We start from the raw sequence: 20,147 nt of genomic DNA, 5'->3' as shown, positions 1-20,147 counted from the left end.
GAACGATCGTTCTACTCACGCGTACCCTGGGTGCATGGCAACACTCCCCGTCCGCGACCGACTGCTCCTGTCGGCGACTCAGCTGCTCCGGAGCAAGGGAGCCGACGGATTCGGAATGTCGGAGCTCATGGAGCACAGCGGCGTGGCGCGGCGCTCGATGTACCAGCACTTCCCCCGCGGCAAGGCGCAACTGCTGGAGCAGGCCACCGACGAGGCGGGCAGGCACGCCTCGTCGCGCCTCGCGGCCGCACTGTACGGCCGGACCGCTGTGGAGGGTCTGATCGTCATCGTGGACGAGTGGAAGCAGATCCTGGTGCGCCACGACTACCGCCTCGGCTGCCCCCTGGTGGCCGCCTCCACCTCCGCCGCGGAGTACCCGGGTGCGGCCGAGCGCGCCGCCACGGCTTTCCAAACGCTGGCGGGCCAGATCGCCGCATCCTTCGAGGCCGACGGACTGGCCGCGGACGCCGCCCGACGCGCCGGCGACATGCTGGTGGCAGCCCTCGAAGGCGCCATCATCACCTCTCGCGCCACCCGTTCCACCGCACCGCTCGACGCCTTGTCGGCACACATCCGCGACACGTGGGGCTGAGCCCTCCGATATTCGGTCGACAGACCTCCGCCAGCCCTGTACAAAAGTACATGTACATTCGTACAGAATTGTGAGGGAGTCATGGCCAAGCACGACCCGGAGGCACGGCGGGCGGCGATTCTCGCCGCGGCGGCGGATCTGGTGGTCGAACTCGGACCGGCCGCGCTGACGCACCGCCGCGTCGCCGAGCGTGCGGGTGTGCCGTTGGGATCGACGACCCAGTACTTCACCTCCATCGACGACCTGCGCACCCAGGCCCTGGAGCGGCTCGCCGCGGAGGTCGACGAAGACCTGGCCGCCGTGCGGAGCAGCCTGGTCGCGGCCGGCGGGTCAGCGGAAGCGCTGGTGGATCAGATTCACGACTACCTCGCCGACAGCCGCGCCATCGCGGCCGACGTCTCGCTGATGTCGGCGGGCCTGTTCGATCCCGAGTTGCGCGCGCTGTCGCTCCGCTGGCAGACCAATCTCGTCGAGATCTTGAGCGATTACGTCGGACCCGACAACGCGCTCGCCCTCGCGATCGTCTCCGACGGTGTCGTGATGCACGCGGCATTGCACAACACCGTCGTCTCCAAAGACTTCCTGCACACTCTCGTCGCGCCGTTCATGGCGCAGAAAAGACAATCGTGATGACTGCCTCACCCACCACGGGGAGCACCGGCTACTCCACCGTCCGCGCCTGGCTCGCGACCGCTGTGTTGAGTGCGAGCCTGCTCGTGATCGTGATGGATATGACGATCCTGAACATCGCTCTTCCCGCGATGTCGGCCGACTTGGAGCCCACCGCCTCCCAGCTGCTGTGGATCGTCGACGTCTACTCGCTGGTGCTCGCCGGGCTGCTCGTCCCGGCCGCATCGCTGGCCGACCGCTGGGGACGCAAGCGGATGCTGTTGGCCGGGTACGCCGTCTTCGGCGCCGCATCGCTGCTCGTCCTGGTCGCCGAGTCGGCGACCGCGGTGATCGCCATCCGCGCCCTCCTCGGCATCGGCGGCGCGTTCATCATGCCGACCACACTGTCGACGATCCGCGTCCTGTTCACCGACGCGCGCCGGCGGGCGCGCGCACTCGCGGTGTGGTCGTCGGTCGCCGGTCTCGGTGCGGCGATCGGCCCGCTGGTCGGCGGTTTCCTGGTGGAGCACTTCTCCTGGCAGTCGGCTTTCCTGGTCAACGCTCCGCTGATGGCGCTGGCCGTGGTCGCCGGGGTCTTCCTGCTCCCCGAGTCGCGGTCGGCCGACCCGGGAGTCTGGGACTGGCTGGGCATCGCCCTCTCGTTCTCCGGCATGGTGCTCCTGATGTGGTCGGTGAAGCACTTCGGTGCCGAATCGAGTCTGCTGGTCCCCGAGGGCTGGGCCGCGTTCGCCGCAGGAGTGCTGCTGCTGACCGTCTTCGTCCGCCGCAGTCTGCGCCAGGACCGGCCGATGCTCGACGTCGGACTGTTCCGCAGCCGCGTCTTCACCGGCGGTATCGCCGGCGCCCTCGGCTCGATGTTCGCGATGGCCGCGGCCCTGCTGCTGCTCGCCCAGTGGCTGCAGTCGGTAGAGGGCAGTTCACCGATCCGTGCCGGCCTGCAGCTGGTCCCGCTCGCTGTCGCCTCGGCCGCCGCGTCGCTCGCCGCACCGCGTCTGGCCGAACGCATCGGTCCGCGAATCGTCACTGCCGGCGGCATCGCGGTGGCCGGCATCGGCATGATCGCCGTGTACCTGATCCCCGGAGAGCTGCACTACGCGTCGGCCGTCGTGTCGTTGATCCTGGTGGGTGTCGGCATCGGATCGCTGGCGATCGGCTCGGCGCTGATCATGTCGGGCAGCCCCGAGAACCGCGCGGGCAACGCCGCCGCGATGGAGGAGACCTCCTACGAACTCGGCAGCGTCATCGGTGTCGCGCTCCTCGGCAGCGTCGCCGCGGTGCTCTATCGCAGCCGGCTCGACGAGTCCGGCGCGCTGGACGACCTCGATCCCCGATTGCACGACGCGGCCCGCGAGTCGATCGGGTCCGCGGCGGGCGTCGCCGATCAGCTGCACATGCCGAACCTGGCACAGCAAGCCGGTACCGCGTTCACCGATTCGCTGCAGATCACCAGCCTCACCGGCGGTCTCATCATGCTGGCGGTCGCCGCGGCGGTGTACGCCCTGGTCCCTGCGGGTACGCGTATCGACGCCGAGGTGGTCGAGGGATGAGCCGGACCCGGGGTCGTCTCCCCGTGACGATCTGAAAACGCGTGCCGGCCTCCGGTCGCGGAAGGTCGTCGCGACCGGAGCCCGATGGTAGATTCGCCGCGTGTCGACGGCGAGGTCTCTCCCCGAACCGGTCCGCGGACGGCTCAGTGACGGACGCGAGATACTGCTGTTCGACGACGGCGAGGCCTCCGTCCTGCGCCCCGACCGCCGCGACCTGCCGACGGATCGCGGTGCGACCGTCCGCCGAGACCCCGTCACGGACGACTGGGTGATCGTGGCGCCCGCGCGCCAGGACCGTACCCATCTGCCGCCGCGGCGGCAGTGCCCGCTGTGCCCCGACCCGGAGGGGCTCCGAAGCGAGATCCCCGCGTCGGACTACGGGGTGGCGGTGTTCGAGAATCGCTTCCCGTCGCTCGCCGCACCACCGGAGCATGCCGGTGCCGGAGCGTCGCCGCCGGCGAGCGACGCTCCGCTGCGGACCGAGATTCCGGGCACCGGCCGCTGCGAGGTGGTCTGCTTCACCAGCGACCACGACGGTTCGTTCGGCGCACTCCCCGAACGCCGCGCCCGCCTGGTCCTCGACGCTCTGGCGCACCGGACCGCCGAGCTCATGGCGTTGGACGGCGTGCGCGAGGTCCATTGTTTCGAGAATCGCGGCGACGAGATCGGCGTGACCCTCGGTCACCCGCACGGCCAGATCTACGCCTACCCGTTCCGTACCCGCCGCACCGAATCGATGCTGCGGTCGGCCGGTCGGTATCGGCGCGAGCACTCCGCAGACCTCTTCGAAGCGATCCTCGCCCGCGAACTCGAAGACGGCGAGCGAATTCTCCTGTCGACCGCGCACACCACCGCGTTCGTACCGTTCGCGGCGCGCTGGCCGGTGGAGGTGCACGTCTACCCGAACCGGCACGTCCGCGGTCTCGGCGAACTCACCGACCGGGAGGCCGACGACCTCGCGCGGACCCAGCTCGCGGTCCTTCGAGCCTGCGACGCCCTGTACGACGCCCCGCTGCCCTACGTCGCGTCGTGGCATCAGTATCCGGCCGACGCGGCCGAGGGCTACCTGCACGCCGAGATCTTCTCGATCCGCCGCAGCGCCCACAGACTCAAATACCTGGCCGGGTCCGAGTCGGCGCGCGATGCCTTCATCACGGACAAGACCCCCGAGGACATCGCCGAGCAATTGCGTGCGGCGCTCGGCCGACAGGCGGACCATGGCAGACATGCCTGAGGGATCGGCCGGCAGCACCTCGCCTCCCGGACCGCGGTCGCGGGAGCCGGAGGTGCGCGCATATGCGCCGGGCCGAGTCAATCTGATCGGTGAGCACACGGACTACAACGACGGGCTGGCGCTGTCGATCGCGCTGCAGCTCGGGACCACGGTGAGCTTCCGGCCGGACCCGGCCGCCGAATCGGTCGTCGTCTCCTCCGACCTCGCGCCCGGCCGGGCCGGCGTGCCCATCGACACCGCTCCCGACGATGACGCGGCGCACGGCACCCGGGTGACCGGCTGGGCGTCGTATGTGGCGGGCTGTGTCTGGGCGCTGCGCGAACACGGTGTCCGGGCGCCCGGCGGGCGCATGGCGATCCGTTCCGATGTGCCGGTCGGAGCGGGACTGTCGTCGTCTGCCGCTCTGGAGTGCGCGGTGCTCCACGCGCTGGCCGCCGCGGCCGAGGCCACCGTCGACCGGCGCACCCTCGCGCTGATCGCCCAGCGCGCCGAGAACCGATACGTGGGCGCCCCCACCGGTCTGCTCGACCAGTTGAGCAGTCTGTACGGCGCCGACGGCACCGCTCTGCTCCTCGACTTCCGCTCACTGCAGGTGACGCCGGTGCCGGTGACTCTGGGCGGCGCGGTGCTCCTCGTCATCGATTCGCGGTCCCCGCACCGGAACGCCGACGGCGAGTACCGGAGGCGACGAGCGGCGTGCGAGGACGCCGCCCGCCGCCTGTCGGCGCCCAGCTTGCGCTATGTCCGAGACGACGGCTGGCGAGCACTCCGCGACGACGAACTGCGGCGCCGCGCCAGGCACGTTCTCACCGAGAACCGACGGGTCCGGGACGCAGCACAGGCGTTGCGCAACGGAGACTGCACGCGTTTCGGAGAACTGATGAATCAGTCGCACCACTCGATGCGCGCCGACTTCGAGATCACCACACCCGGCATCGACCGCATCGCGGAGACCGCCCGCGACCTCGGCGCCTTCGGGGCCCGGATGACCGGCGGAGGATTCGGCGGCAGCGTCGTCGCCCTGGCACCGGCCGAGGCCGCGATGCGAATCGAGAGCACGTTGCCGGGTCTCGTCGCCGATGCCGGCGATCCGCGTCCGACGGTGATCCGTGTCCGTCCGGGCGCGGGAGCCGGTCCGGTGATGGCACAGTGACACTCATGAGCACCGAACAGGCGGCGATCGCGCGCCGCGCCTACGAGACTCTTGAACCCTTCCACGTCCTCGCCTACTTCAATCCGGGCCTCGGCGACGCCCAGACCGACCTCGGGCTCGACGGCCACGCGTTCTACGTCGGCACTCGCGGCGCCCCGATGGGCGATGCCACGGGAGCGGTCGTAGCCGCCGCTTTCTACAACTTCTCACCCGCGCTCATCGAATCCGCATGGGACCGCGCTCGGGCCGTCGGCCTCGAGAAGGTCGCCGAACGGCGGTACGCGATGCTCGACGAGCAGTACCGCGCCATCCTCGGCGACGCGTGCGAGCGGATCACGCCGCTGCTGCCCGAGTACGAGAAGGCGGTCGGAGGACTGCCCGTCTCCGGTCGGCCCCTGGGCGCGGCGTGGGCGTCCACCCCGATTCCCGACGCGCCGCACCTCGCCCTCTGGCGTCACCTGTCGGTACTCCGGGAATGGCGCGGCGACAACCACATCGCCGAGCTGATCGGCCACGGTCTGGACGGGATCGACGCCGGCGTCTTCCACGAGGCCGCATTGCCCGACCCGACCGTCCGTCGACGGGTGATGGGGCATCGGTTCTTCCTACTCACCCGCGGGTGGTCGGAGGACGACTGGGACGCCTCCGTCGACCGACTGGCGCGGCGCGGTCTCGTCGAGATCGGCGACGACGGACACCGCCTCACTTCGGCGGGCTTCGACCTGTATCAGGACATCGAAGCACGCACCGACCTACTGACCGGCGCGAGTCTGGGCACCGACGTCGCCGACCTCATCGAGCGCACTCGCCCCTTCGTCAAGCCGGTGCTCGACGCCGGCGTGCTCCCCGGTACGTCGAAGAAGTCCTGACGAGCGCCTCCCAGGCCCTCCCCAGGCTTGTTGAGCGAGCGAAGCGAGTCGAAACCCCAGACCCCGCCGAGCGCCTCTCCCCAGGCTCGTTGAGCGAGCATCCCTCCCCAGGCTCGTTGAGCGAGCGCAGCGAGTCGAAACCCCCTCTACCCCTTCAGATTCGCCGCCAGCCAGTCGACGGTCTGCATGCCGAACAGGTCAGTGCCCCAGCCGTACATGTCGGTGATGAACTTGACCATGCTGCAGTCCGTCGGCTGGTAGTCGACGCGAGCGCCTCGGCTGCGCCACGCTCGGACCAGCTTGCGCGAATCCGCAGCCGGTACCAGCGACATCGGCGAGTCGTCGGCCACGCACGACGCGACGAGTGTGCGCACGCCCTTCGCTGCCGTCCGCTGCCCCATCACGTTGTCCCGGTAGGCGCGCTGGAACGCGGGAATCGTCGCAGGCGACTCATTCCCCTTGAACAGCGTGTTCAGCGGTACCAGCGGCAGTGTGAAGTACGCGGGCGTCTGGCACTGGGTCCGGTAGTAATCGGCCACGGCGCGTCCCGCATCCGTGAGGTGGTCGTCGATCCGCATGTCCGGGTAGTGCGGCTCCAGGCCCAGAAGGGTCGCCATCGCGAAACCCGAACCGACGGAGCCGTCGGCGGTCGCGATGAAGTTCCGGTAGTTCGGAACCATTCCCTCGAGCACCGCGGCCTTGATGTTCAGTTCCGGCGCGTACTGATCCTTCATCTCCAACGCGTGACCGGTACCGACACCGCCGCCGGCGATGCCGAACATGCCGATCGGAGACGATGCGGACAGGCCGGCATCGCGGACCGCGAGCGCGGCGCGCACCGCGTCGAGACTGGTGCGGGCGTTGTACTTTCCGGCGAACACGCCGTGCGGGCGCGGGTCGCCGTTGTTACCGACGTCCGACATCACGACGGCGTACCCCTTGCCGAACAACTGTGCCAGCGGCCCGAGGGCCGACCACGAGGCGCCGTCGATCGGATCGCCACCGGTCCACATCACCGACGGATGGCAGTTGGCGCCCACGCTGTCGTTGGCCATCTGGTAGCTGACGATCGGCCGCGTGGCGTTCTTGCGGCCGTCGCGCGGGATCATGATCAGCCCGGTGCTGATGTCGGGCTCACCGTCGAGCGCCGTGGTGACGTACATGATCTTGTACGCATCCACGTCGCCCGGGCGGAAGCCGGCGAACTGGACGGCCACGGGCTCGGCCTTCAGCAGCGTCCCGGCCTTCTCCGATCCCGTGAGTCGCGGCTCCTTGTAGAACGGGTCGGTGGACTGCAGCGGCTTGAGGATCTCGTCGGGCGTACCCATCCGGCCGTGCTGGAAGGTCCCGAGTACGAAGCCGTTGAAGACCTCGCCGAGTTGCGGAGTGCGGTTCGGTGGTCCGGCCGCGGCCGGCGCGGCCGTGAGGGAGGCACCGACGGTCAGGGCGCTCAGCAGTGCGGCCGCCGCGACGATCCAACGCTGTGCTTTCATCGGACCTCCACCTTCAGCGTGTCGAGCGCCGACTGCATCATCGGCAGGAGATTGAAGATGGGGCGGTGCTGCTCCATCTGCGGATCGGCCGGCATCACCAGTTCTCGGCGCAGGTCCGGCCAGCGGTTCTCCACCTGGAATCGGTACTTCGGCAGCAGTTCGTGGGTGATGTAGTCCCATCGCTCGTCGAAGACCGACCAGTTCCACGACGGCAGCGGCACGGTCGCGGTGACAGTCCGCCCGTCGGGCGTGGTCCCCGTCAGCTTCGGCGGCTCGTACGAGCGCAGCGGAAGGACTCCGGCCACAGACGGCGACCCGGCGAGGGTGCTCGCGTAGGTCATCGCCTCACCGACGTCCCCGCGGTAGGCGCGGACGGTGTCCCACTGCTCGTTGATGATCTCGCCCTGCTCACGCCTGAGCAGGCGCGCATTGCCCGCCGCGATCCCGTCGGGCGTCTTGCTCGCGACATCCTCCCACGCCTTCATGACGTCGGCGGGGAAGAGTCCCGCTCGGTACATCTCTCGCAGTGCCGACAGTCCGCCGGTCACGTATGCGCGGTGCATCGGCATCAGGTCGCTGAAGATGTTCTTCTGCATCACGAGGATCGAGCCCTGCACGTACTGGAGGTCGGCCGGCGTGAGGGTGGCGCCGACGCGGGCCAGCGCGCGCAGACCCTTGGGGAGCTTGTCGATCATCGTCGGTCCGAACGCCCTGTTGGTCTCGGTGACGATGGCGTTCGCCACCGGTGCCAACCGCGTGAACTCGTAGACGTCGGTGGCCAGCTCGAAGTCGAGGAGCCCGCCGCCGAAATCGGCACCGACGAGCCCGCCCATCCCGGCCCACTGGAGTTCGCGGTGCTTGAGCTGCAGGTTCTTGTAGAACTGGTACGACTTCGTGAGGTTTCCGCGGTTCGCAGTCACTCCCGCGCGCGGGTTCCACGACTTGAGGTCGATTCCCGCCGCCGCTGTGGTGTCGGCCAGCCAGTACTGAAGCAACAGGGCCTGGTACGACGTAGGCGCGACCCCTCGTTCACGCGCCTCGTCGAGCAGGTTCTTCAGGACCTTCGGGTCGGTGGGGAGTGCCGGGTTGACCCCGCCGGGACCGTGATCCGCATGGCGATTGACCAGCGGCAGATCCAGGTACCGATCCAACTCTCCGGCGGCCGACGCGGGCGGCGCAAGGACGGCCGATCCGGTCAGGGCCACCACCAGAGCCGCTGCCGTCAGAACGACGGTCCTCCAGCCGATCGTGCGAATTGAACGCATCGGTCACCTCCTGCGACTCGAGGCCGCACCGATCACGCGAGCCTGTCCGGCTCGCTGGTCCGGGATAGTGAATCACCGCGTTGTCACAACGACAAATGGCACGATCCGTCTCGACCTGCAGGTCAGAGCGCGATGAATCTGATAACGGTGCAGGTCCAAACTGTGTGCAGCGGTCGCGAACGACGGATTCGGGCGGGTCGCGGGAGCCGGTCGTCACACCACAAATCGCTCGATCGGGTGACACGCCGCCCGCCGGAGCCGCCCATCGCCGCGGTGCGATAGTGGAGTGCATGGCACTGCGTCCCGACCAACTCCTCCCCCTCGCCGGTTACACGGTCGTGACTCTCGAACAGGCCGTCGCCGCGCCGCTCGCGTCCCGTCATCTGGCCGATCTCGGCGCCCGCGTCATCAAAGTGGAACGGACCGACGGCGGCGATTTCGCCCGCGCCTACGACGACGCCGTGCACGGCACCGGCGCGCACTTCGTGTGGCTGAACCGCGGGAAGGAGTCCATCGCCGTCGACCTGAAGTCGGACGAGGGGCGCAAGGTGGTCCGTGCGCTGATCCGCGACGCGGACGTCTTTCTGCAGAACCTGGCGCCGGGCGCAGCGGCGCGGCTCGGCCTGGGGGCCGACGAGTTACGCGAGGGTCACCCCGAGTTGGTCACGGTCGATCTGTCGGGCTACGGCCGAGGCGGTCCGTTCGAGCAGCGCAAGGCTTACGACATGCTCATTCAGGCCGAGAGCGGCCTCATCTCCATCACGGGTACACCGGAGCATGCCGCCAAGACCGGGATTCCGACCGCCGACATCGCCTCCGGAATGTACTGCGCACAGGCGGTTCTCGCGGCGCTCCTGCGTCGCTGCCGCACCGGAGTCGGAGCGGCGGTCGAGGTCTCGATGCTCGAATCGACCGTCGAATGGATGGGACATTCGCTCTACACGCAGATGTACACGGGCGTGCAGCCGCCGCGGATGGGCGTGAGTCATGTGTCGATCGCGCCGTACGACTCGTACCCCACCAGCGACGGACAGATCTTGATCGGCGTTCAGAGTGAAGGAGGCTGGAAGGCGCTCACCACAGTGTTGGGCGTCCCCGAGCTGACGACCGACCCGCGATTCTCCACCAATATGAAGCGAGTCGAAAACCGGCCGGCGTGCGACGCCGCAGTGGCGCAACGGACCAGGCTGTGGACCACTGCGGAGCTCGACGCGAAGCTTTCCGCCGCGGGTGTTCCGGCAGCCCAGATCAAGGAGCTCGAACAGGTCGCCGAGCATCCGCAGCTCTCCGCACGGGATCGCTGGCGCACTGTCTGTACCGAGTTCGCGCAGGTCAAGGCACTACTTCCGCCGGTCACCTTCGATGACGTCGAGGCGGCGATGGGCGACGTTCCGGCACTCGGCCGCCATACAGCCGCGCTGCTCGCGGAACTCGGCTACGACGAGCAGGACGTGCAGCGGATGTCGGCCGCCGGTGTTGTTCGCGTCGGCGACTGAGAATCGAACGTAGGTCGATCGCGTCAATGTTGTTTGTCATAGGTGGGTGATAGCTTTCAGGTAGGTCTAGAAAACATGGTGTGACCAGCTGAAACACTCGGGGGAGGTGGCAGCGATGACCGATCCGATCACCACCGGTGTCACCGCTCTCGCGTTGCCGGACCAGCCTTCAGAGTTGTTGGCACTGATCGATGCCGCGGCGGTCAAACTCGCCGAAACCTCCCTGGCGCCGGAGACCGAACCGGAACTGCTGGCCCACACACAGACCGCCGAACGGATTCGGCGACGCTGGGACGGCGTTTCGTCCAGATTGTTGGTGGAGGTCTCCGACCGCAACGCGCACCGCACCGCGGGCTATCTGAATCCGCACCAATACCTCTCACAAGGGCTTGCGGCTCGGAACCCGCGAAGCCGGCCGACGACTGCGGATGGCCGAGACCATCGGCGAGTTCTCCAACTTCCAAGGCGAGACCCTGCCTCCCCGGAAGCCCGCCACCGCCGCGGCAGTGGCGGCCGGGACTGTCGGCGCCGAACACGCGTTGGTGATCTCGGGCGTTTTGGCGAAAGTGCCCGGCTGTATCTCGCCGGAGGTCAAAGCCCGTGCCGAGGCGGAGTTGGCCGACGCGGCGGCCGGGTTGAATCCGGATGATCTGGGCAAGGTCGGTGACCGACTGCTCGCCCACCTGGACCCCGACGGGCAGGAGAGCGATCACGTCGACCGGCAACGCCAACGCGGAATCACCATCCTCCCGCAAGACCGCCAGTTGATGAGCAAAGTCCGCGGCGCGATGACTCCGGAGTTGCGGGCCAAGTTCGAAGTGATCTTGACCGCCTGGGCCGCACCCGGCATGAACAATCCCGCCGACCCCGACTCGCCCACCGGAACCATCGACGCAGAGAGCATCGACGCCGAGGCTCTCGCGGCGGCGCGGGGCCGGGATCTGCGCAGTACCGCCCAACGCACACACGACGCCTTGCTGGCCCTGTGCGACTACGTTCTCGCCCACGGCAGACTCGGAGCACCGAACCGGATACCAGCCGAACTCGTCATCACCGTCACCGACCAAGAACTCGCCGCCCACGCCGGCATCGCCCTGACCGCGACAGGCACCCGCATCCCGATCGGTGAACTCGTGAACCTCGCTGCCGAGGCTGTGCCGCACCTGGCGGTCTTCCGGCATCACACCAGCGAAGTCCTCTACCAGGGCCGCGGTGCACGCTTCGCGAGTAAGGCGCAGCGGTTGGCGTTGTTCGCCCGCGACCGCGGCTGCACCGCCCCCGGCTGCGACCGCCCCTTCGCCCAAACTCAAGCCCATCATGCACCGGACTGGATCACCCCGGCCGGACGTACCGACATCGACGCCCTCGGCGCAGCCTGCGGACGCCACAACCGCGCCGTCGGAACCAACCGCGGCCAATGGGAAACCACCATCCTCACCGACGGACCCACACCGGACGCATGGCCTGGCGACCAGCCACCACCAATCACCCCTGGCGCCTCAACCCCATCCACCTTTACGTTGGAGTACGTCCGGGGCGGTCGCCTCGGACGTTCGTCCGCGGTTCGGGGCGTGGCTCGACAATCACCTGTTGTCGCTGGTGGCTTGGCGTGGAAGGTCACCCCGGACCGTGACGGGTCGTTTCGGCCGCTGATTGAGATGTGTTCGCGAACTTGTCGCTGTGTAAAGGTGTGCCGGCGAAACCACCCTGACGAGCCAACCGCACACGGAAGGACAGTATGGACGAAAAGATCTGGGTAGGAATTGATGTCGGTCGGCATGCGCATCACGCCGCCGCGGTCGATGAGGCGGGAACGGTGCTGTGGTCTCGGCGGCTTCCCAACGATCAACCGGCGATCGAAGCGCTCATGGACCGGGTCGCCGACATGAAATTCGTGGTGTGGGCGATCGACATGACCGCACCGGAATCGGCGCTGCTGAGGGGTGTGCTGGCTGCGCGGCGCCAGCAGATCCGCTACGTGCCCGGCCGGGTCGTGCACAGCATGACCGGTGCGTTCGCGGGTGAGGGCAAGACCGATGCCCGCGATGCGGTCGTGATCGCCCAGACAGCCCGCCTACGTGGCGATCTCGCCACCGTCTCGGCGCCCGACGACGTCGCGATCGAACTCGACCTGCTGACCGGACATCGCAACGACCTCGTCGCTGAACGTACGCGAGGCATCAACCGCCTGCGCGGCCTGCTGACCCGCATCTTCCCTGCACTAGAACGGTGTTTCGACTACTCGACACTGACCGGTCTAACGTTCCTCACCCGCTTCGCCACGCCATCTGCGATCGCTGCGGTCTCTGACGACGAGATCTACGACCACCTGCGCAGTCACGGCGTCCGCCGACCCACGATCCCGAAGATGATCGACAAAGCCCGTTGAATCGTCCCGGGTTTGATGGAGGCAGGTTTGACCGGAAGGGACACTTGTTTCATGCCTCGCCCATCGAAGTACTCGAAGGAGTTGCGGGACCGTGCCACGCGGATGGCCATCGATGCCCGTAGCGATCCTGCGACCGCGCCGGGTGCGTTGGCGCGGATCGCCAAGCAACTCGATATCCACCCCGAGACTCTGCGGAACTGGGTCCGCCGCGTCGAGAAGGGCCAAGCCGAAACCCCTGGCGTGGAGACGGTCTCCGATATCGAGAGGATCCGTCAGCTCGAGCGTGAGAACGCGGAGTTGCGGCGGGCGAACGAGATCTTGAAGACCGCGTCGGCTTTCTTCGCGGCCGAGCTCGACCGGCCACGCCGCTGATCGTCGATTTCATCGACCAGTACCGCCGTCGATGGCCCGTCGAGGCGATCTGCACCGCCCTCACCGAGGCCGGATGCGCGATCGCGCCATCGACCTACTACGCCGCCCGAGGCCGCGGTCCATCGGCCCGCGCCCTGCGCGACGAGGAACTCAAAGAACAGATCATGGACGTCTACGAAGACTCCGGCGGTATCTATGGGCGCCGCAAGATCCGCGCCGCACTCGCCCGCAAAGGGATAACGGTCGCGAAGTGCACGGTCGAACGATTGTGCGGTGACCTGGGAATCCGTGGGGTGGTGCGCGGGAAGTTCCCGCGCACCACGAAACCAGCGGCCGAGACCGAACACCCCGGTGATCTCGTTGACCGCGCATTCGCCGCGACAGCGCCGAATCAGCTGTGGGTTGCCGACATCACCTACGTCCGCACCGATGCCGGCTGGGTCTACGTGGCATTCGTCTTGGACGTGTTCTCGCGGATGATCGTCGGCTGGCAGACCTCGACCCGCATGTTCGCCGACCTGGCGATCGACGCCCTCGCGATGGGCTTGTGGCTGCGGCGTCGGACCGGCCAGGACATCACTGGCCTGATTCATCATTCCGACCGCGGAGTCCAGTATCGAGCGGTGCGCTACACCCAGGCCCTCGACGAGGCCGGCGCCGTCGCCTCAGTCGGCTCGCGCGGGGACTCCTACGACAACGCGATGGCCGAAGCCCTGAACTCGCTGTACAAGCACGAGCTGATTTACCGGAAGGGCCCGTGGCGATCGACGAACGCCGTCGAGATCGCGACTGCCGAATGGGTCCATTGGTACAACACCGCCCGACTGCACGGCGAACTCGATCACCGGCCACCGACAGAGATCGAGGACCTCTACTGGCAGCAGCACGCTGCTGCCGAGACTGAACCTGCACTACAGAACAAATGATCGGTCTCTAACAAACCCGGGACTTGACACGTGCCGCGGCGGCCGCGCAGACCGTCACCCTGCCTGGCGAGGCGACCACAGCCCTACTGGTGCAACACGCGGCTACCTCGTTGGTCATGCTGACCCGTCAGATCGCCGACCTGGATAAGCAGATCACCGAGGTGTTCCGCCGCCACCGTCACGCACGGATTCTCGAATCCGTGCCAGGCATCGGCACCCGAAGCGGCGCTGAGCTCGTCGCGATCACCGGCGGCGACCTCACTTCGTTCGGCTCGCCCGCCAGACTCGCCGCCTACGCCGGTCTTGCTCCGGTACCGCACGACTCCGGTAACCGCCGGGGAGCCTTGCGTAGACCCCAGCGTTACCACAGAGGACTTCGCAAGGTGTTCTACATGGCCGCACTCAACAGCTCGCAACGCGACGGCCCGTCCCGCGAGTTCTACCAGCGCAAACGACGCGAGAAGCGTTCCCACGTCCACGCTCTCATCGCTCTCGCTAGACGTCTGGTTGACGTGGTCTGGGCACTGATCCGCGACGGTAGGGTGTGGTTGCCGCGGCCGACCGTCGAGCGGGTGTCAGTCGATGAGGTGGGCGCGATGGCTGGATGACTGGCGGGGCCGGTCAGATCTCGGCACGTGCGTGCGTACTAGCGGGACACTGGATGCGTGTCGGTTCGGGTACTCGGCCACCAGCTTGCTCTGCCGACAAGTGTGGCGATGGTCGGCACAACGATGGTGCGGACGATGAAGGTGTCGAGCAGCAGGCCGATGCCGATGATGAGTCCGACCTGGGTCATGATCGAGATGGATCCGGCCATGAGTCCGAACATGCTGGCAGCGAAGATGAGGCCGGCCGAGGTGATGACTGATCCGGTGTTGGTGACGGTTCTCAGGACGCCGATGCGGATGTTGTTTTGGGATTCTTCGCGTAGGCGAGAGATAAGAAGCATGTTGTAGTCGGCGCCGACCGCGACGAGGACTATGAAGGCCAGTAGTGGTACGGGCCAGGCGATATCGGTTTTGAGGATGTGTTGAAAGATCAGGACACCGATACCCAGTGCCGCGGTGTAGTTGAGTATGACGGTGCCCAGAAGGTATAGCGGCGCGATGAGTGCTCGGAGTAGGAGTATCAGGATCAGGCCGACGATGGTGAGGGTGGCCAACGCTAGGAGTCGGAAGTCTTCGGTGAGTAGACGTTGCAGATCGGCGTTGATGGCGGGGAACCCGGCTATCGCGATGTTGGAGTCCTGCAGGGTTGTGTTCGGTCTGGCGGCGAGTGCGACATCGGTGATTGTGTCGGCCAGTTGCATGGCCTCGGTGCTGTAGGGGTCGAAGCTGGTTTGTATTGCGTAGCGCACGGTATGGCCGTCGGGCGAGACGAACTGGCGAGCGACGTCGACGAAACGGCGGTCTGCGTTGGCCTGAGGTGGGAGGTAGAAGCCGGTTGCTGAGTTTGTTCCGGCGGTCTCGCGGGCGGAGGTTTGTAGTTGTGTGGCTAGCGCGGCCATCCCGGCGAGTTGTTGAAGGTTGCTGTCGATCAGCGCGGATACACCGGCGGCGAGTTGGCGTGATCCCGCCGCGAGTTGACTGATACCTGTTTGCAGTTGGGTGAGCTTGCCGGGAAGGTCTTGGCTGCTGATGCTTCCCAGCGTGGAGCCCAGTGAGTTGACGGTGGAAGTGAGTTGGTCGGTGACTGTTGAGATCGGTGTATCCAGCTGCGCGAGTTGTGTTGACAGCGTGGCGATCTGGTCGAGGGTCCCGTTGCTCAGTAGGGCGTCGAGATTGCGGGTCTGCGCGCGCAGAGCTGCGCACTGCGGGACTTGGGTGCACCAGGGCGCATTATCGAGGATGGGCAGGATCGAGGTCACTGTTGCCAGGGCTGCAGATGTTTGGCGGGTGAGCGCGGCCAGCTGTGGGGCATTCTGAGAAGCGCGATCGAGCGCTGGTGCAGATGCGGCGAGTTGGCGGAGTATCGGCTGGTACTGCTGAATTTGCTGCCCTGCTGTGCTTGCCTTATCGAGGATGCCGGCCAGGGGGGCCAAGTTGGTGCGTACCTGGGTGTCGAGCTGAGTAAGCCCGTCGGCGAGTTGGAATGCGCCGGTACGGAGCTGTTCGAGGTCACCTCGGCGGTTCTGGCCATCGTCGACCGCACCCGCCAGCCGGTCCCCGATCTGACCGTTCTGCCAGGACAGCTCGGCTTGCTCGAGCTTGTCCCCGGTGGGACGGGTAACACCGATGACTCGAGTCACTCCGGGGATCTGGGATACACGTGAGGCCATTTGCTCAAGATCGGCCAGCCCGCTGGCAGTACGGAGATCGATCGGTGCATCTACAACGAGGAACTCAGTGATAGTGACGTCTTGAGGGAAATGACGGTCGAGCAACGCGTAGCCTTCGTTGCTGTCGGTTGTCGCGGGCTGCCCCTCACGATCGTCGAAGGTGATCTGGATGCCCATCGCGAAGACGCTAAGCACGATTAGCCCGACCAGGGTTAGTGCCAGCAGAGGCACAGGACGCCGCACGACGAGCACGGCGACGCGATTCCAGTACTTTCGGGTCAGATCTCGTCTGGGTGCGCCCCAGCCGAATCGCGCCGCCCACAGCAACACCGGTGGTAGCAGGGTGACCGTGGCGAGGAATCCGATGAGGATGGCGATCGCGCATGCCGGACCCAAGGTGGAGAACACGCTCAGCTGACCAAACACCATCGCCAAAAAGGCCAGCGCCACCGTGGCAGCTGAAGCCAGGATGACCCGTCCGATAGTTGCTGTCGCGTCCACGAGCGCAACCTCAGTGGTAGCGTCCTGGCGTAGCCGTTCGTGATAGCGACTGATGAAAAAGACTGAGTAGTCGACCCCGGCTCCGAGCAGGATGACGGTCATGAACGCGACGGTGAACTGCGATACCGGCATACCGAGTTCGCCGAGTGCGGACAAGACCCCGCGGCCCACGCCGAGGCTGACACCGATCACCAACAACGGCACCAGCGCGGTGAACAGCGATCGGTAAACGATCAACAGAATGATCGCGATAAGCGCCACCGTCGCCACAGTGATCACGACTAAATCGCTTTCAGCACTGACGATCTGGTCACTGAAAGTGGCCGTCGGCCCGGTGACATGGACAGTGGTGTCCGTACCGTCAAACACGCGCTGCGCGGTTTGGCGCACGGTCTCCACAGCATGCGTGGCCGTTGGCCCTCCCAAAGTTCCGGTGACCCCGACAGGCAAGTACCAGGCTTGCCCGTCCTCACTCAAGGCCTGGCCGGCCGTCGTCGGATCGGAGAGCAAATCCCGCACTGACTGCACATCGTCGAAATTTTCGCGCAACTGCAGAACGAGCATGTCGTAGCGTTCCCGCGCCACGTCGGTGAACCCGTTCGGGTTCTCCATGGTCACGAAAACAGTGGTCTTGGCGCCCTTCTCACCGAACGCACCACCCATCTGATCGAGTGCTTGAAACGATGGAACCCCAGCAGGGATCGGATCAACAGACTGCTGCCGCACCACCGTCTCCAGCTGGGGAAACAGTATCGCCAAGACGATACCCACAGCCACCCACGCCCCGATGACGAGGAATCTGTGCGCCAAGGTGAACCGTGCCAACCGCCCCAATGTCGTGCTGTACTCGCTGCGTTCCGCCAACCGGCGCGCCGCCAAGCGCCCACCACTTGGACGTTGGACCACCATACGCAGCACCTCACCCTCGACCCAGCCCGTCTACGAAACCGACGGTATCGTTACGGTACTAGCAGTACCGTAGATGGGGAAGGAGGTCAGGAGGTTTGGTGTCGCCGGTGGGCCATGAGGAAATCGTCGACAAGCTGTTCGAGATCGCCAACGGTCATCGACCGAATGCCCGTGAGCTTGGCAAAGACAAGGGGGCCCGCCAGTTGAGTGACTGCCATGGTCAAATCGAGGTCGCCGAGCTCCGCCGTGGCCACGTCACTCGTCAAAACTCGATCGAATGGTTCTCGATACTGCTCGACGACTCGACGACGCAGTGGCGCGAGCGCGTTCTGATCCCCGTCGGATTGCCCGGATTGCCGGGGCTGCTCGGGAAGCATTGCCAACCATGCCAGCGTCGTCAACTGCAGCGGTGCCTGCTCAATAAGCTCAGCCTGCCGCTGCATCAGCTTCAGCAGGTCATCACGGATCGACGTCGTCGTCTCGGGGGTCTCGGCCTGAGGCAACAATCGCTCGAAGGCAGCCGCCACCAGATCTGTGGAGCTCTCGAAGTGACGATACAAGGTGGTGCGAGCAACACGAGACAGTCGAGTGACCGCCTCCACGGTAACGGCTTCGACCCCGCCACTGTTCAGCAAGGTCACCGCAGCATCCAACAAACGCTGACGCGACCGAACCCGCCTCGGGTCAACATCGTCGGAATCGATGGTTTCCACCTGGCCACTCCCTATATAGCCAAAATCACGAACCCCTGACTGCACAACAATACCGTCGGTAACAGAGCGAAACTGCCAGTGGCGGTACCGATTGAAGGCTCAGAAAGGTCACTTATGAGGGGCGACAAACCACTACCAGCACACGCACCATGGTGCATGGGATGCGGCGAAGACAACCCCAATGGCCTGCACCTCGAGGTACACCTGCACGGCGACCACGTCTACGCCGACCTGCAATTCGACGAGCGCCACTCAGGAGCCCCGGGACTCGCCCACGGCGGAGCCATCTCAGCGGCATGCGATGACATCATGGGTTTCACCCTGTGGATCGCCGAGACACCCGCAGTCACCCGAACCCTCACCGTGGAGTATCGACGCCCGGTCCCACTGCACACCCCCGTGCACATCACCGCCTCCCTCGTCGACGAAACCGACCGCGCGCTCTTCATCGAAGCCAACGGTACTGTCGGCGACACAACCTATTTCGCCGCAGAAGCGGTCTTCGTAAAGGTCGACTTGAGTCATTTTCTTCGTCACGGAGACTGGGGCGCCACAGCAGACCTCATCACCAGATTCTTTCAGGCCGACTAGCGACCGCCAGGCACGCCACCAAGCAGAAGAGTCGCCCCGCATCCACCAGCTGGCCCATCCTTGCGCACCCGCATTGAGATCCACGCCGGACAAGCACGGCACCTGCACCCCCGAGAACGGCATCGGCAAGAATCCGGCCCACCGCCGGCGCATCCGCCGCCTCGGACTCCACCGCAGGAGTCACAAGCGCCCCCGGCAGATTCCGAATCTGCCCAGTCACCCCACGCCGCGGCCTGACACGTCCTCCCAAGGTGCGCCGCGCTTCTAAGCTGCAATCACACACCCGCCGACCAGGGAGCACATCGCATGGAACTGACGACGCTGACGCACGAGAACGAAGACGGCATCCTCACAGTCCGGCTCAACCGCCCCGACCATCTCAACGCCTTCACCGTCGAGATGGCGCAGGAATTGGAGCACACCTTCCGTTCGGTCAACGATGACGACTCCGTTCGGGCTGTCATCGTCACCGGCAACGGACGTGCGTTCTGCGCCGGCATGGACCTGGCGACCGAGGGCGACAATGTTTTCGGGCTCGACGGCGCCAAGCGTCCCACGCTCGCTGACATGGCCGATCTGGATGATCCCGGAATCGCGCGGATTCGCGACACCGGCGGGCGGGTGACGCTCGCGATCTACGCTTGCCGCAAACCGGTGATCGCGGCCGTCAACGGCGCCGCAGTCGGCATCGGCGCCACGATGACGCTGCCGATGGACGCTCGACTCATATCGACCAAGGGCCGGATCGGCTTCGTGTTCGGACGTCTCGGCATCGTTCCCGAGGCGGCGTCATCGTGGTTCCTTCCTCGAGTGGTCGGCCTCCCGAAAGCGCTCGACCTGGTGTACCGCGCCGATATCCTCGATGCGCAGAGCGCACTCGACGCCGGTCTGGCACAGAGCGTCCACGAGCCGGAGGATCTGCTGCACGCTGCGCGCTCGCTCGCCGACTCCTGGACTCAGGGCCGTTCGCCGGTGGCCGTCGCGCTGGCCCGCCAGATGCTGTACCGCAACGCGGCGCAAGAACATCCGGCAGAGGCCCATCGCATCGATTCGCTCGCAATGTTCTACACGAGCATCGGCGACGGCGACGACGGTGTTCGAGCCTTCCTCGAGAAGCGACCGGCCGAGTTCGATTCGAAGGCGTCTCGGATGCCGGAGTTCTATGACGAGTGGACGCGGGAGTAGCGCC

Annotated in this window: 13 protein-coding genes and 4 pseudogenes; 13 read left to right on the top strand and 4 right to left on the bottom strand. The window is 66.3% G+C overall.

Going from position 1 to position 20,147, the window contains the following annotated elements:
* Positions 1-34: 34 nt before the first annotated feature.
* The 6 genes from P5P27_RS19560 to P5P27_RS19535 all read left to right on the top strand — a co-directional run bounded on the left by P5P27_RS19560 (position 35) and on the right by P5P27_RS19535 (position 6,025).
* A complete protein-coding gene (locus tag P5P27_RS19560; RefSeq protein ID WP_278125660.1) occupies positions 35-592 on the top strand; it encodes a TetR/AcrR family transcriptional regulator in 558 nt (185 codons plus the stop codon).
* An 81-nt stretch (positions 593-673) separates the two neighbouring features.
* On the top strand, positions 674-1,222 hold the full coding sequence (locus P5P27_RS19555; RefSeq protein WP_278125658.1) for a TetR/AcrR family transcriptional regulator: 549 nt from the start codon (positions 674-676) through the stop codon (positions 1,220-1,222).
* Positions 1,222-2,769, top strand: a complete 1,548-nt coding sequence (locus tag P5P27_RS19550) for an MFS transporter (protein WP_278125656.1) — start codon at positions 1,222-1,224, stop codon at positions 2,767-2,769. The genes P5P27_RS19555 and P5P27_RS19550 overlap by 1 nt, the downstream gene beginning before the upstream one ends.
* A 100-nt stretch (positions 2,770-2,869) precedes the next feature.
* Positions 2,870-4,003: a galactose-1-phosphate uridylyltransferase gene (galT, locus tag P5P27_RS19545; RefSeq protein ID WP_278125654.1), complete on the top strand. Its 1,134-nt coding sequence runs from the start codon at positions 2,870-2,872 to the stop codon at positions 4,001-4,003.
* Entirely contained in the window at positions 3,996-5,156 is a 1,161-nt protein-coding gene (gene galK / locus P5P27_RS19540) for a galactokinase (RefSeq protein ID WP_278125652.1), read from the top strand. Before galT ends, galK begins: the two co-directional genes overlap by 8 nt.
* 5 nt (positions 5,157-5,161) lie before the next feature.
* Complete coding sequence (locus tag P5P27_RS19535) at positions 5,162-6,025, top strand: SCO6745 family protein (RefSeq protein ID WP_278125650.1); 864 nt, start codon at positions 5,162-5,164, stop codon at positions 6,023-6,025.
* 146 nt (positions 6,026-6,171) lie between these two features.
* Here the strand turns inward: P5P27_RS19535 and P5P27_RS19530 are convergent, their stop codons facing one another.
* Positions 6,172-7,518, bottom strand: coding sequence for a lipase family protein (locus P5P27_RS19530; RefSeq protein WP_278125648.1), 1,347 nt, complete (start codon positions 7,516-7,518; stop codon positions 6,172-6,174).
* Entirely contained in the window at positions 7,515-8,783 is a 1,269-nt protein-coding gene (locus tag P5P27_RS19525) for a hypothetical protein (protein WP_278125647.1), read from the bottom strand. Before P5P27_RS19525 ends, P5P27_RS19530 begins: the two co-directional genes overlap by 4 nt.
* Positions 8,784-9,073: 290 nt before the next feature.
* Here P5P27_RS19525 and P5P27_RS19520 point away from each other — a divergent pair, with 290 nt between their 5' ends.
* The 5 genes and pseudogenes from P5P27_RS19520 to P5P27_RS19500 all read left to right on the top strand — a co-directional run.
* The gene (locus tag P5P27_RS19520) at positions 9,074-10,279 is read left to right on the top strand and encodes a CaiB/BaiF CoA transferase family protein (protein WP_278125645.1); all 1,206 of its coding nucleotides are present in this window, start codon (positions 9,074-9,076) and stop codon (positions 10,277-10,279) included.
* A gap of 115 nt (positions 10,280-10,394) precedes the next feature.
* Positions 10,395-11,912 (top strand): annotated as a pseudogene (locus P5P27_RS19515) (HNH endonuclease signature motif containing protein).
* A gap of 105 nt (positions 11,913-12,017) precedes the next feature.
* A pseudogene (locus P5P27_RS19510) lies at positions 12,018-12,665 on the top strand (IS110 family transposase); the annotation flags it as partial.
* Positions 12,666-12,719: 54 nt separating this feature from the next.
* A pseudogene (locus P5P27_RS19505) lies at positions 12,720-13,966 on the top strand (IS3 family transposase).
* A gap of 29 nt (positions 13,967-13,995) precedes the next feature.
* Positions 13,996-14,574: pseudogene (locus P5P27_RS19500) on the top strand (transposase); the annotation flags it as partial.
* A 38-nt stretch (positions 14,575-14,612) separates the two neighbouring features.
* On the opposite strand, the gene P5P27_RS19495 reads toward P5P27_RS19500, so the two are convergent.
* Both P5P27_RS19495 and P5P27_RS19490 read right to left on the bottom strand, forming a co-directional pair.
* Complete coding sequence (locus P5P27_RS19495; RefSeq protein ID WP_238423070.1) at positions 14,613-17,654, bottom strand: MMPL/RND family transporter; 3,042 nt, start codon at positions 17,652-17,654, stop codon at positions 14,613-14,615.
* An 86-nt stretch (positions 17,655-17,740) separates the two neighbouring features.
* Positions 17,741-18,367, bottom strand: coding sequence for a TetR/AcrR family transcriptional regulator (locus P5P27_RS19490; RefSeq protein ID WP_006896187.1), 627 nt, complete (start codon positions 18,365-18,367; stop codon positions 17,741-17,743).
* Positions 18,368-18,481: 114 nt separating this feature from the next.
* Here P5P27_RS19490 and P5P27_RS19485 point away from each other — a divergent pair, with 114 nt between their 5' ends.
* On the top strand, positions 18,482-18,958 hold the full coding sequence (locus P5P27_RS19485; RefSeq protein WP_006896186.1) for a PaaI family thioesterase: 477 nt from the start codon (positions 18,482-18,484) through the stop codon (positions 18,956-18,958).
* Positions 18,959-19,264: 306 nt separating this feature from the next.
* Positions 19,265-20,143: a crotonase/enoyl-CoA hydratase family protein gene (locus P5P27_RS19480; RefSeq protein ID WP_278125634.1), complete on the top strand. Its 879-nt coding sequence runs from the start codon at positions 19,265-19,267 to the stop codon at positions 20,141-20,143.
* Positions 20,144-20,147: the final 4 nt, after the last annotated feature.

The organism is Gordonia sihwensis (genome assembly GCF_029632925.1).
GTDB lineage: Bacteria > Actinomycetota > Actinomycetes > Mycobacteriales > Mycobacteriaceae > Gordonia > Gordonia sihwensis.
This window is presented reverse-complemented; position numbering and strand designations above follow the sequence as displayed.